This is a genomic window from Pantoea hericii, assembly GCF_014155795.1.
GTDB lineage: Bacteria > Pseudomonadota > Gammaproteobacteria > Enterobacterales > Enterobacteriaceae > Pantoea > Pantoea eucalypti.
Genome location: NZ_SCKV01000004.1, coordinates 339,612 through 352,421, shown reverse-complemented (window position 1 = coordinate 352,421; position 12,810 = coordinate 339,612). Strand labels below are relative to the sequence as shown.

The window sequence follows — 12,810 nt, the reverse complement described above, 5'->3', positions numbered from 1 at the left end:
GGGCAGCCAACAGGCTGCCCGTTTTTTTTGCACCGCGGCTATGGGCTAGCGGGTGCGGCAGGGGAAGTCTGAGTCGGCGTATCCCCGGTTACGTTATGCACGCGGACATAACCCAATTGCTCCGGTGTCAGGCCACTGAGCCGCAGCGGGATGCTGGTCGAATGCTGGGGCAGCAACGAGGCCGGCACCGTGACGGTCTGGCTCAGACTGTCGCTGTTCAGAGGTTTACCGGTCGCCGGGTCGAGCTCACCCCAGATCACCGTCGCATGCAGGGCGGGCAGAGGGCGGTCGTCCATTGAACGCACAGTCAGGGTTGCCCGCGAGCCGCTGGCTTCAGCGGTCACAGGCGACAGCGTCAGTCGCAGTGTGCCGAGCTGGGTTTGCAGAGCCACTGGCGTTTTCGCCTGCGGCACCAGCCATGCGCCTTGTTGCAACTGACTGTTAAGCTGTCCCTGGATTTCCAGTGCACTGGCCTGCGTGGTCAGGTGCTGCATCTGCTGATTTAGCTGACTCACTTCCTGATGCAGCTCTCTGACCTGCGGATTGCCTGCCGTGGTGCTGCAGCCGCTCAGCGTTACCAGAGAGAGCGCCACCGGAATCCAAACCATCCTGCTCATAAGTTATCCTTGTCCGTTATTTTGGAATACGTAAAACCTGGCCAGGATAGATCTTATCAGGATGCGAGAGCATTGGCTTATTCGCTTCGAAAATCTTGTTATATTCGTTAGCGTTGCCGTAAACCTGTTTGGAAATCGCGCTCAGCGTATCGCCTTTTTTCACGGTGTACAGCTCTGACTCGACTGCGGTATCTGTCACGGTCACCTTGTCTTCAACTTTCGTAATGCCTGCAACGTTACCTGCAGCAATCAGAATCTTTTCTTTCAGCTCCTGGGACAGGCCATCACCGGTCACGGTCACGGTGTCGCCATTGACCTTGACGTCGACCTTGTCGCTGTCAGGCAAGCCGAGCTTGTTAATGTGATCCTGCAGCTTTTTATTCTGGTCATCTCCGCCGTTTACCGCGTCCCAGAGTTTTTCTCCGGCTTCTTTCACAAAGTTAAACAGACCCATACAACCTCCAGAGTGTTAGTGGAAAATTTTACTTGCAGCTCTTAAAGCGTAGTCCCTTTTGCCGCAGACGAAATTTAGCCGCGTTTATCCTGCGATGAGAAGCCCGGTAAAGGCACGGAAGAGATTTTGTTGATTCGCAGTTCGCGCTACACTGTCAGACCCATCACTCTCGCGTCAGGAAACGTCATGCATTGCCCATTCTGCTCCGCTGTGGACACCAAAGTGATTGATTCTCGTCTGGTTAGTGAAGGCTCTTCGGTGCGTCGCCGCCGCCAGTGCCTGGTGTGTCATGAACGCTTCACCACCTTTGAGGTGGCGGAACTGGTGATGCCACGCGTGGTGAAGAGCAATGATGTGCGCGAGCCTTTTAATGAAGACAAAATGGCCAGCGGGATGATGAAAGCGCTTGAGAAACGTCCGGTGAGTGCCGATGCGGTTGAAAGCGCTGTGAACCATATTAAAACGCAGTTGCGTGCGACTGGCGAACGTGAGATCCCCAGTAAACTGATTGGCAATCTGGTGATGGATGAGCTGAAGAAGCTCGATAAAGTGGCCTATATTCGCTTCGCCTCAGTTTACCGCAGCTTTGAAGATATTCGTGATTTTGGCGAAGAGATCGCCCGGTTACAGGATTAAACCATGGATGAACTTTACATGGCGCGCGCGCTGGAACTGGCGCGACGCGGTCGTTTTACGACCATGCCGAACCCCAATGTCGGCTGCGTGATTGTGCGCGATGGCGAAGTAGCAGGCGAGGGCTGGCATCAGCGTGCCGGTGAACCGCATGCCGAAGTTCACGCCCTGCGCATGGCGGGCGAAAAAGCCCGTGGTGCAACCGCCTATGTCACGCTGGAGCCCTGCAGCCATCATGGTCGCACACCGCCCTGTTGTGATGCGCTGATTGCTGCTGGCATTAGCCGTGTTGTGGCTGCGATGCAGGACCCCAATCCGCAGGTCGCAGGACGCGGGCTGCACCGTCTGCATCAGTCAGGCATTGCGGTCAGCCACGGCCTGATGATGCCGGAAGCGGAAGCGCTGAATCGCGGCTTCCTCAAGCGGATGCGCACCGGCTTTCCCTGGATTCAGCTCAAGCTGGGCGCGTCACTGGATGGCCGCACGGCAATGGCCAGCGGTGAAAGCCAGTGGATAACGTCGGCTGCGGCCCGCCGGGATGTCCAGCGTCTGCGTGCGCAAAGCGCCGCAATCCTCAGCAGCAGCGCTACGGTGCTGGCGGACGATCCCTCGCTGACGGTGCGCTGGTCTGAACTTGATCCGGAGAGCCAGTCACTGCTTGATGAACAGCAACTGCGTCAGCCGGTGCGGGTGATTGTTGACAGTCAGAATCGCGTCACGCCGCAACATCGGCTCATTTCTCAGCCGGGCGAAACCTGGCTGATGCGTCATCAGCCGGATCAACAGCACTGGCCCGCTGAGGTGACGCAGATTGCCGTGCCGCTGCGCGAACAGCAGCTGGATCTGGTGGCGATGATGATGCTGCTGGGACAGAAACAGATTAACAGCGTCTGGGTTGAAGCGGGTGCCTCACTGGCCGGGGCGCTGTTGCAGGCCGGGCTGGTCGATGAACTGATTGTTTATCTGGCACCTAAGCTGTTGGGTCATGAAGGACGTGGCCTGTGTCAGCTGCCGGGGCTCAGCTCGCTCGCTGACGCGCCTGCCTTCCGTTTCAGCGACGTCCGGCAGGTCGGTGACGATTTACGCCTGACCCTGACACCCCAATAACACGGTCGGAAAAGCGAGAGCACGCCGCCCAAGAGTATGATAGAATCCGCCCCCCTGCGCGGGGCTAACCAAACCCCTGAAAGGATAAGTATGAAAGTTATCGAAGCTGCTGTTGCAACGCCTGAGGCCAATGTTGCCATCGTTATTGCGCGTTTTAACAACTTCATTAATGACAGCCTGCTGGATGGCGCAGTTGATGCCCTGAAACGTATCGGCCAGGTCAAAGATGACAATATCACCGTAGTCTGGGTGCCAGGTGCCTACGAACTGCCTCTGGCAGCCCGTGCGCTGGCTAACTCCGGCAAATATGATGCGATTATCGCACTCGGCACCGTCATTCGTGGAGGCACTGCCCACTTCGAATATGTGGCGGGTGAAGCCAGCTCCGGTATCGCCAGCGTTGCCATGAACAGCGAGATTCCTGTCGCGTTTGGCGTGCTGACCACTGAAAGCATCGAGCAGGCCATTGAGCGTGCCGGCACCAAAGCGGGTAACAAAGGTGCTGAAGCGGCTCTGACTGCGCTCGAAATGATCAACGTATTGAAAGCCATTAAAGCCTGATTTTTGTAAGGGGAATTTTGTGAAACCTGCTGCTCGTCGTCGCGCCCGTGAGTGCGCTGTTCAGGCGCTTTACTCCTGGCAGTTGTCGAATAACGACATTGCCGATGTGGAATACCAGTTTCTGGCGGAACAGGACGTCAAAGACGTCGACATTACCTACTTCCGCGAACTGCTGTCCGGTGTGGCGACCAACAGTGCGTATCTGGATGGACTGATGAAGCCCTATCTGTCGCGTCAGCTCGAAGAGCTGGGCCAGGTAGAAAAAGCTATCCTGCGCATCTCGCTGTATGAGCTGAGCAAACGTAACGATGTGCCTTATAAAGTGGCCATCAACGAAGGGATTGAGCTGGCGAAAGTCTTCGGTGCCGAAGACAGTCATAAATTTGTTAACGGCGTGCTGGATAAAGCCGGTCCACAAATTCGACCCACTCGCAAATAAACAAAAAGGCCGGCTTGCCGGCCTTTTTTCATTAAGGGTTAAGCGGAACGCAATTATGTCTTGTGGTGAATTTGAACTCATCGCACGCTACTTCAACCGCAGAACACGCAGCCGCCGTGATGTCGAACTCGGCATCGGTGACGATTGTGCGTTACTTAGCGTGCCGGAAAAACAGACGCTGGCGATCAGCACCGATACCCTGGTCGCGGGTGTGCACTTCTTACGGGATATTCATCCTGCCGATCTGGGTTACAAAGCCCTGGCTGTGAATCTCAGCGACCTTGCTGCTATGGGCGCCGATCCCGCCTGGCTGACGCTGGCCTTAACGTTGCCGCAGGTCGATGAAAGCTGGCTCTCGGCCTTTAGTGAAAGCCTGTTTGAACTGCTGGAATATTACGATATGCAGCTGGTGGGTGGCGACACTACACGTGGCCCGCTGAGTCTGACGCTGGCGATTCACGGTCTGTTGCCGCAGGGCCGCGCCCTGAAACGATCCGGCGCGAAGCCGGGCGACTGGATCTTCGTGACCGGTACGCTGGGTGACAGCGCGGCGGGTCTGGCGTTGCTGCAGCATCACTGTCGCATCAGCGATCCGGCAGTGCATGAAGCGCTGATTAAACGTCATCTGCGTCCGATGCCGCGCATTCTGCAGGGTCAGGCACTGCGTTCGCTGGCTTCCTCTGCGGTGGATATTTCCGACGGTCTGATTTCCGATCTCGGCCATGTGCTGAAAGCCAGCGGCTGCGGCGCGCGGCTTAACCTGGATGCGTTGCCGCTGTCGGCGGCCCTGCGCGACCACTTCGAGCCTGAGCAGGTACTGCGCTGGGCGCTGAGTGGCGGCGAAGACTATGAACTCTGCTTCACTGTGCCAGAGGTTAATCGCGGCGCGCTGGATGTGGCGCTGGGGCATCTGGGCGTGCCTTATACCTGCATCGGACAAATAGCACCGGAGTCGGAAGGCTTGACGCTGCTGGATAATGGCAAGCCCGCCACCTTCCGTCACAAAGGGTTTGATCACTTTGATGCTAAATAACGACGTGGCCAAACGTCGCCTGCGGATGAGCAATCCCTGGCATTTGCTGGCGACCGGTTTCGGCAGCGGATTAAGCCCGGTTGTGCCGGGCACCATGGGATCGCTGGCGGCCATCCCATTCTGGTGGCTGATGACTTTCCTGCCGCAGGATCTCTATTCGCTGGTGGTGCTGGTGGGTATCTGCGTCGGCGTTTATCTCTGCCATCGCACCGCCAAAGATATGGGCGTACACGATCACGGCAGTATTGTCTGGGATGAGTTTATCGGCATGTGGATTACGCTGATGGCGATTCCGGTCAACAGCTGGCAATGGGTGCTGGGGGGCTTTGTGCTGTTCCGTATTCTTGATATGTGGAAGCCATGGCCGATTCGCTGGTTTGACCGCAATGTGCATGGCGGCATGGGCATTATGGTTGATGACATTATTGCTGGCGTGATTTCCGCTGCCATGCTCTATGGAATCGGGGTCTGGCTGGCGGCTTAACCGCCATGCTAAACGCCTGATAAGAGGTGACGCCCGGGAAGGGCGTCACGTCAGGTTTACTCGAATCCTACCGCCTGATGTGGCTGATAGAGCTCTTCCAGCAGGGTAATTTCCTCGTCACTCAGCGTGACATCCACCGCCTTCACCAGATCGTCAAACTGCTCAGCACGGGACGCGCCAATAATCGGTGCCGTGACGGCAGGTTTGCTCAGCAGCCAGGCCAGGGCCACCTGCGCCCGCGTTACGCCTTTACCTTCCGCCACCAGCGCCAGTCGTTCTGCAATCGCGGCATCGTTCTCTTCGGTGTTGTCATAAAGCTTTGCCATTACCTGGTCAGAGGCAGAGCGCGCGGTGTTTTCACCCCACGGGCGGGTCAGCTTGCCGCGCGCCAGCGGACTCCAGGGCAGCACGGCGATCTGCTCCTTCAGGCAGAGAGGATGCATTTCCCGTTCCTCTTCGCGCTGAATCAGGTTGTACTGATCCTGCATGCTGACAAAGCGGTGCCAGCCCTGTTCAGACTGCATCTGCAACGCCTGAGCAAACTGGCTGGCGTGCATCGACGAGGCACCGATGTAGCGGGCTTTGCCAGACTGCACGACGTCATGCAGCGCTTCCAGCGTCTCCTCCAGCGAGGTGTTGTAGTCCCAGCGGTGAATCTGCAGCAGATCGACATACTCCATGCCGAGGCGCTGCAGGCTGTCATCAATGGATTGCAGGATATTCTTGCGCGACAGGCCCTGTGAAAGATTAGTCAGGGGGAAATAGACTTTGGTGGCGACAACAACCTCTTCGCGGCGGGCGAAATCCTTCAGCGCCCGGCCCAGGATCTCTTCGCTGCTGCCATCAGAGTAGCTGTTAGCCGTATCGAAGAAGTTGATACCTGCATCCAGTGCCTGCTGGATTAGCGGACGGCTGCTCGCTTCTGGCAGCGTCCAGGCGTGGTTGCCACGCGTTGGCTCGCCATAGGTCATACAACCGAGACAGAGACGAGACACCTGCAGATCGGTGCTACCGAGTTGAATCGTATTCATGGTGAAGGCTCCTGCGAAAGTGCAAAGGTTACAGCATAGCAGGATGTTGCGCTCCCTGAGGGGGAGCGCAGAGAAGGGAGGTTACTGCGCCAGCCAGCGGGCGATCTGTTGCTGAATGCCTTCCGCGTCAAGCAGATAGTCATGACGTACTTCATCCTGCGTACCCTGCGGGATAAATTCATCCGGCAGACCGATGTTCAGCACCGGAACAGCCAGACGTTTCGCCATGATAAATTCATTCACGCCACTGCCTGCACCGCCTTTGATTGCGCCTTCTTCCAGCGTAATCAGTGAGTCGTGCGTGGCAGCGAGCTCAGCAATCAGCGCTTCATCCAGCGGCTTTACAAAGCGCATATCGACCAGGGTCGCATTCAGTGCTTCCGCTGTGGCGGCGGCTTCTGGCAACAGAGTGCCGAAGTTCAGAATTGCCAGCTTTTCACCCTGGCGTTTCACGACCGCTTTACCCAGCGGCAGGCTCTGCAGGGGTGCCAGCGGTGTACCGACACCGGTGCCGCGCGGATAGCGCACTGCACTTGGGCCAGCCTGATAGTGATAGCCGGTGTAGAGCATCTGCCGACACTCATTCTCATCGCTTGGGGTCATGATCACCATATCCGGCACACAGCGCAGATAGGCGAGATCAAACGCGCCCTGGTGAGTCTGACCGTCCGCACCCACAATACCACCGCGATCAATGGCAAACAGGACCGGCAGTTTCTGGATGGCGACGTCGTGAATCAGCTGATCATAGGCACGCTGCAGGAACGTCGAGTAGATGGCAACAATCGGTTTGTAGCCGCCAATCGCCATACCCGCTGCGAAGGTCACCGCATGCTGCTCGGCGATTGCCACATCAAAATACTGTTTCGGGAACTCACGGGAGAAGGCCACCATGCCGGAGCCTTCACGCATCGCCGGGGTAATCGCCATCAGCTTCGGATCATCGGCAGCCATTTCGCACAGCCAGTTACCAAAGATTTTGGAGTAGCTCGGCAGACCTTCCGCACTTTTTGGCAGTTCGCCAATCGCCGGGTCAAATTTAGGCACGGCGTGCCAGGCAATCGGATCTTCCTCTGCCGGCGCGTAGCCTTTGCCTTTCTTCGTCATGATATGCAGGAACTGCGGCCCTTTCAGGCTGCGCATGTTGCTCAGCGTATTGACCAGCGTCAGCACATCATGGCCGTCAACCGGGCCGATGTAGTTAAAGCCCAGCTCTTCAAACAGCGTACCCGGCACGACCATGCCTTTGAGGTGTTCTTCGGTGCGTCTTACCAGCTCTTTAATCGGCGGCAGGCTGGTCAGCACACGCTTGCTGCCTTCGCGCAGTCGTGCGTAGGTTTTACCTGACAGGATTTGCGCCAGGCGGTTATTCAGCGCACCGACGTTTTCAGAGATCGACATCTCGTTGTCGTTGAGGATGACTAGCATATCCGGCTTGATATCACCGGCATGGTTCATCGCTTCAAACGCCATGCCCGCGGTGATGGCGCCATCGCCGATAATACAGGCGGTGCGACGGCCCTGGCCTTCACGTTCAGCCGCCGCGGCCATGCCGAGACCGGCACTGATCGAGGTCGATGAGTGTCCAACGCTTAAGACGTCATATTCACTTTCACCGCGCCACGGAAACGGGTGCACGCCATTTTTCTGACGAATGGTGCCGATGCGATCGCGGCGCCCGGTCAGAATTTTATGCGGATAAGCCTGATGACCCACATCCCACACCAGATGGTCAAAGGGGGTGTTATAGACATAATGCAGCGCGACCGTCAGTTCGACTACGCCCAGACCTGACGCAAAATGGCCGCTGGAGCGGCTTACACTGTCTAACAGATACTGACGCAGTTCATCACACAGCGCAGGCAACTTCTCTTTGGGCAGGGCGCGCAGCTCCTGAACCGTGTTTGCCAGCGCCAGTGTCGGGTATTTAGCAATATCAAAACTCATCAGAGACTCATTATGGAAGTTATTTGTCGCGTTCAATTATGAAGCTCGCCAGCGCCTGCAGTGCTGTAGTGTTATAAGAGTGCGCAGCGAGCAATTCTAAAGCATCAAGAGCTTCCTGATACAAATCCCGTGCTTTTGCACGGGCATTTTCAAGGCCTAACAATGAAGGATAGGTGCTTTTTCCCAGATCCTGATCGGCACCCTGGCGTTTTCCGATCACGGCCGTATCGCCTACGACATCGAGAATGTCGTCCTGCACCTGAAACGCGAGACCAATAGCCTCAGCATAGCGGTCAAGCAGCGGCAGCGCTTCACGGCCCGCATCGCCTGCCGTTAAGGCACCTAAACGGACTGCTGAGCGGATCAGCGCGCCGGTTTTGTGGCGGTGGATCTGTTCAAGCTGGTCCAGATCGACAGATTTGCCTTCCGCCGCTAAATCCAGCGCCTGTCCGCCACACATCCCGGCTACGCCGCTGGCCTTAGCCAGTTCGGAGAGCATCATCAGACGGTATTCGGCACTGACACCCGGCATCGCTTCATCTGCCAGGATAGAGAAGGCCAGCGTCTGCAGGGCGTCGCCCGCCAGAATCGCCGTATCTTCGCCATATTTAATGTGACAGGTTGGCTGCCCGCGACGCAGTGCGTCATCGTCCATCGCAGGGAGATCGTCATGTATCAGAGAGTACGCATGGATGCATTCAACCGCGGCGGCGGGCGCATCCAGACTCGCCGGGTCTGCGTGGAGCATTTCACCGGTAGCGTAGACCAGAAAAGGACGCAGGCGTTTACCGCCTAATAATGCCCCATAATGCATGGCATTCACCAGAGGAGAACTCTGAAAAGGAAGTGGCTCTATAAAACGCGTCAGGGCAGCGTTCACCTGCTGCTGATAAACGTCGAGTAATCGGGCGAAATCCATTAGTCGTTTTCCGGCGTGAAAGCGGTGAGGTCGGCCTCTTTATCATCGTTCAGCAGAATACGAACCCGCTGTTCAGCCTGCTGCAGCGTCTGCTGGCCATTTCGCGCCAGCTGCACGCCGCGCTCAAATTCGTTCAGGGCTTCTTCAAGCGGTAGTTCACCACTTTCCAGACGGCTGACAATCTGCTCCAGCTGCTGCAATGACGTTTCAAAGCTGGCTGGCTGTTCGGCTTTTTTCGGCATATTTCGTGTCGACTCACGGTTGGGACATTATCTCGCAATCGGTCATGGTAGCTGAGACCCAATGATTAGCAAAATAATCAATGCGGCGGCTGATGAAGAAGCAGTCACCTGACAAAGGTGATATACTCCCGCGCCTCGGATGCGGTTGCGCCTTGCAGCCCGCAATTTTGTGATTTTACCAGCTAAGTGCCGCCTGTTTTAGCACTTATTTGCCCAACGAAGCTGTGTCGCCATGAAGTTTATCATCAAGTTATTTCCTGAAATCACCATCAAGAGTCCGTCGGTGCGTTTGCGCTTTATCAAGATTCTTGCCAGCAATATTCGCAACGTCCTGAAAACCGTCAGCGACGACATCGCCGTTGTGCGCTACTGGGATCACATTGAAGTGCGGTCAAAAAATGCAGCGCTGGCGGACATTATTCCCGATGAGCTCGCCCGCATTCCCGGTATTCATCACGTTTTAGCGGTCGAAGATCGCGAGTACACGGATATTCATCACATCTTTGAACAGACGTTAGCGCAGTATCGCGACAGTCTGGAAGGAAAGAGTTTCTGCGTGCGTGTTAAGCGTCGTGGCAAGCATAGCTTCAGTTCGCAGGATGTGGAGCGCTATGTAGGCGGCGGTCTGAACCAGCATATCGAAAGCGCCCGCGTGCAGCTTAAAAATCCGGACGTGACGGTGAATCTGGAAGTTGAAGAGAATCGTCTGACGCTGGTGACTGCGCGCTACGAAGGCCTGGGTGGCTTCCCGATTGGCACGCAGGAAGATGTGCTGTCGCTGATTTCCGGCGGTTTCGACTCCGGCGTCTCCAGCTATATGCTGCTGCGTCGCGGCAGCCGTGTGCATTACTGCTTCTTTAACCTTGGTGGAGCCGCCCATGAGATTGGCGTCCGTCAGGTTGCGCACTATCTGTGGAATCGTTTTGGTCGCTCACACCGCGTACGCTTTGTAGCGATCAATTTTGAGCCGGTCGTCGGTGAGATCCTCGAGAAAGTGGATGACGGCCAGATGGGCGTAGTGCTGAAACGCATGATGGTGCGGGCTGCCTCGACGATTGCTGAGCGCTACGGCGTACAGGCACTGGTCACCGGTGAAGCGGTAGGCCAGGTGTCGAGCCAGACGCTGACCAACCTGCGTCTGATCGATAACGCGTCGGATACGCTGATTCTGCGTCCGCTGATCTCTCATGACAAAGAGCACATTATCCGAATTGCCCGTGAAATCGGCACCGAAGATTTCGCCAGCACCATGCCGGAATATTGCGGCGTGATCTCAAAAAGCCCGACCGTGAAGGCGGTGAAAGCGAAGATTGAGGCGGAAGAGCAGAATTTCGACTTCACGATTCTCGATCGGGTTATCGAAGAAGCGACCAACGTCGATATCCGCACCATCGCTGAGCAGACAGAAGAGGAGGTGGTGGAAGTTGAGACCGTCGCCTTGCTGAGTGAGAACGATGTGGTGCTGGATATCCGATCTATCGATGAGCAGGAAGAGAAGCCTCTGACGCTAAACGCGACGGAAGTGAAATCGCTGCCGTTCTATAAACTCAGTACGCAGTTTGGCGATCTCGATCAGAATCGCACCTGGCTACTCTATTGCGATCGCGGTGTGATGAGCCGTCTTCAGGCGCTCTATCTGCATGAGCAGGGCTTTAAGAACGTTAAAGTTTACCGCCCGTAGTCACGTTTCAGAGCCAGTCAGCACCTGTTCAGGACTGACTGGCTTTCTCGTTTTAAGCCTTAGTATTTAAGCCTGATAGTCATAAATGCCGGGAGCCAGCACCAGTTGTGCGGCAACCTCGCGCGCCATCTCTTTTCCCACCAGCAGATCAATCAGCTTCAGCGCAAAATCCATTGCCGTGCCGGGTCCCTGGCTGGTCAGCAGATTAACGCGCGGATCCCAGACGACACGGCGCTCCATCCACTTATCTGCCGGAATAGTCTCTTTTAAGCCGGGGAATCCGGTCATGTTACCGACCGGGAAGAGATCGTGGGGGATCAATACGGTGCCTGCCGCTGCGCATATCGCGGCGACAATTTTCTCATTGAGATGAAACTGACGCACCGTTTCGACTAACAGCGGACTGTCACGGAAAGTCTCAGCCCCTTTAAGGCCACCAGGCAGGACGATGGCGGCGAAGTCATTGTCGGCGACTTCAACCAGTGTGACGTCAGCCAGCAGACGCACACCGCGAGAGCAGACGATCTCCCGGCTGCCATCGCTTTCGACGCTGGCGGTAACAACGTTTAGCCCGGCCCGAACCAGCAGGTCGATAGTGGTGACAGCTTCGGTTTCTTCACTGCCATGTGCCAGGCAAACCAGCACCGATGCGTTCGCGGTCATAATGGGACTCCTTGCGTTTTACAATGTCATACAGACGGGTGTTCTCCGTCAGCACCAGGCCGTGCGTCCGGGCGCGGCGCAGCAGAAAGCCGCTGATATAGTCGATTTCGGTGAGCCGTTGCGCGCGAACATCCTGCAGCATTGAAGAGGTGTTGGCCGCAGTGCTTTCAATCACGTCGAAGATGATGTCCTGAAGGCTTTCACTGGCTATGCTCTGGCCTTCGCGCTCCATGACCCAACTGATCTCTTCACACAGTTGCGCGATCTGTTCCGGATAAGCACGCAGTGCACCGTTCTGACACGCATATTCCACGCTGAGCGGGTTGATGACGCAATTGACGGCCAGTTTGCGCCAGCAGGCGGCCCGGATATTGTCATGCCAGGCAACGTCGGGCAGGGCAGGGTGCAGGATATCGGCGAGATCGCTATAAGCGGCGCTTTTACGGTTGCCGGGGCCGATATGGGTGATACCACTGGCAATGTGTTTGATGACGGTGCCATCGCGCATCGCCGCATGGGTAGTGACGCCGCGCAGCAGTGGCTGAGTCAGCCCTTTCAGCTCTTCAAGCGTCCCCATGCCGTTGTGCAGCAGCAGCACCGGGCAGTTCTTCTGCAGCACGCTCTCCAGGTTTTTCACCGCAGGCGAGACCTGCGGGGCTTTGAGCGTGACGAGCAGCAGCTGGCTTTCCGCCAGAAAGAGCGGATCATTGGCAATAAACGTGCGGTTCGATATGTTGCCTTGTGGGTCAACCACATTGGCTGAACAGTAGGGCTGTGGCACCCGCAACCATCCCTGTACCTCATGTCCCTGGCGGGCCAGTGCTGTCAGCCAGACCTGTCCCAGCGCACCGCAACCTAACACGGTAATTTTCATGCTGCCTCCCGCTGGCGGGCTATCCATCTATTATTCATTGTCACACTTTCATTATAGCGTTGTGTGCAGCCTGATTTTATTTAGCACCTTAAGACGCGTATTATGCATGTCACTTTAGCGTCAGG

General features: G+C 56.4%; 15 protein-coding genes. 7 read left to right on the top strand and 8 right to left on the bottom strand.

All coding sequences use genetic code 11. From position 1 onward, the window contains the following. Positions 1 to 38 precede the first annotated feature (38 nt). Entirely contained in the window at positions 39 to 617 is a 579-nt protein-coding gene (locus H7K52_RS11285; RefSeq protein ID WP_078804153.1) for a SadB/YajI family lipoprotein, read from the bottom strand. A 16-nt stretch (positions 618 to 633) separates the two neighbouring features. Next, positions 634 to 1,071 carry a peptidoglycan-binding protein LysM gene (lysM, locus tag H7K52_RS11280; RefSeq protein WP_003852513.1) on the bottom strand — a complete coding sequence of 146 codons (438 nt, stop codon included), beginning with the start codon at positions 1,069 to 1,071 and terminating at the stop codon, positions 634 to 636. Between the two features lie 186 nt (positions 1,072 to 1,257). Here lysM and nrdR point away from each other — a divergent pair, with 186 nt between their 5' ends. From nrdR to pgpA, 6 genes are all read left to right on the top strand, one after another. Next, a complete protein-coding gene (gene nrdR, locus H7K52_RS11275) occupies positions 1,258 to 1,707 on the top strand; it encodes a transcriptional regulator NrdR (protein WP_003852514.1) in 450 nt (149 codons plus the stop codon). Positions 1,708 to 1,710: 3 nt separating this feature from the next. Beyond that, positions 1,711 to 2,811: a bifunctional diaminohydroxyphosphoribosylaminopyrimidine deaminase/5-amino-6-(5-phosphoribosylamino)uracil reductase RibD gene (gene ribD / locus H7K52_RS11270; RefSeq protein ID WP_078804154.1), complete on the top strand. Its 1,101-nt coding sequence runs from the start codon at positions 1,711 to 1,713 to the stop codon at positions 2,809 to 2,811. Positions 2,812 to 2,901: 90 nt separating this feature from the next. Next, positions 2,902 to 3,372 carry a 6,7-dimethyl-8-ribityllumazine synthase gene (gene ribH, locus H7K52_RS11265; RefSeq protein WP_003852516.1) on the top strand — a complete coding sequence of 157 codons (471 nt, stop codon included), beginning with the start codon at positions 2,902 to 2,904 and terminating at the stop codon, positions 3,370 to 3,372. A gap of 19 nt (positions 3,373 to 3,391) precedes the next feature. Beyond that, on the top strand, positions 3,392 to 3,811 hold the full coding sequence (gene nusB / locus H7K52_RS11260) for a transcription antitermination factor NusB (protein ID WP_003852517.1): 420 nt from the start codon (positions 3,392 to 3,394) through the stop codon (positions 3,809 to 3,811). Positions 3,812 to 3,866: 55 nt separating this feature from the next. Then, positions 3,867 to 4,844 (top strand): thiamine-phosphate kinase, encoded by a 978-nt coding sequence (gene thiL, locus H7K52_RS11255; RefSeq protein ID WP_140916014.1) that lies wholly within the window; start codon positions 3,867 to 3,869, stop codon positions 4,842 to 4,844. Beyond that, positions 4,834 to 5,328, top strand: a complete 495-nt coding sequence (gene pgpA, locus H7K52_RS11250; RefSeq protein WP_003852520.1) for a phosphatidylglycerophosphatase A — start codon at positions 4,834 to 4,836, stop codon at positions 5,326 to 5,328. Before thiL ends, pgpA begins: the two co-directional genes overlap by 11 nt. Positions 5,329 to 5,384: 56 nt before the next feature. Here the strand turns inward: pgpA and H7K52_RS11245 are convergent, their stop codons facing one another. The 4 genes from H7K52_RS11245 to xseB all read right to left on the bottom strand — a co-directional run bounded on the left by H7K52_RS11245 (position 5,385) and on the right by xseB (position 9,467). Continuing rightward, positions 5,385 to 6,359, bottom strand: coding sequence for an aldo/keto reductase (locus H7K52_RS11245; protein ID WP_182630051.1), 975 nt, complete (start codon positions 6,357 to 6,359; stop codon positions 5,385 to 5,387). 81 nt (positions 6,360 to 6,440) lie between these two features. After that, a complete protein-coding gene (dxs, locus tag H7K52_RS11240; protein ID WP_008924885.1) occupies positions 6,441 to 8,306 on the bottom strand; it encodes a 1-deoxy-D-xylulose-5-phosphate synthase in 1,866 nt (621 codons plus the stop codon). Between the two features lie 19 nt (positions 8,307 to 8,325). Next, entirely contained in the window at positions 8,326 to 9,225 is a 900-nt protein-coding gene (gene ispA, locus H7K52_RS11235) for a (2E,6E)-farnesyl diphosphate synthase (RefSeq protein ID WP_003852522.1), read from the bottom strand. Then, positions 9,225 to 9,467, bottom strand: coding sequence for an exodeoxyribonuclease VII small subunit (xseB, locus tag H7K52_RS11230; protein WP_003852524.1), 243 nt, complete (start codon positions 9,465 to 9,467; stop codon positions 9,225 to 9,227). Before xseB ends, ispA begins: the two co-directional genes overlap by 1 nt. Positions 9,468 to 9,699: 232 nt before the next feature. Here xseB and thiI point away from each other — a divergent pair, with 232 nt between their 5' ends. Next, positions 9,700 to 11,148, top strand: a complete 1,449-nt coding sequence (gene thiI, locus H7K52_RS11225) for a tRNA uracil 4-sulfurtransferase ThiI (protein WP_003852525.1) — start codon at positions 9,700 to 9,702, stop codon at positions 11,146 to 11,148. A gap of 66 nt (positions 11,149 to 11,214) precedes the next feature. On the opposite strand, the gene yajL is transcribed toward thiI, so the two are convergent. Both yajL and panE read right to left on the bottom strand, forming a co-directional pair. Continuing rightward, positions 11,215 to 11,811, bottom strand: a complete 597-nt coding sequence (gene yajL, locus H7K52_RS11220) for a protein deglycase YajL (RefSeq protein WP_003852527.1) — start codon at positions 11,809 to 11,811, stop codon at positions 11,215 to 11,217. Next, on the bottom strand, positions 11,765 to 12,685 hold the full coding sequence (gene panE, locus H7K52_RS11215) for a 2-dehydropantoate 2-reductase (protein WP_039659075.1): 921 nt from the start codon (positions 12,683 to 12,685) through the stop codon (positions 11,765 to 11,767). The genes yajL and panE overlap by 47 nt, the downstream gene beginning before the upstream one ends. Positions 12,686 to 12,810 lie beyond the last annotated feature (125 nt).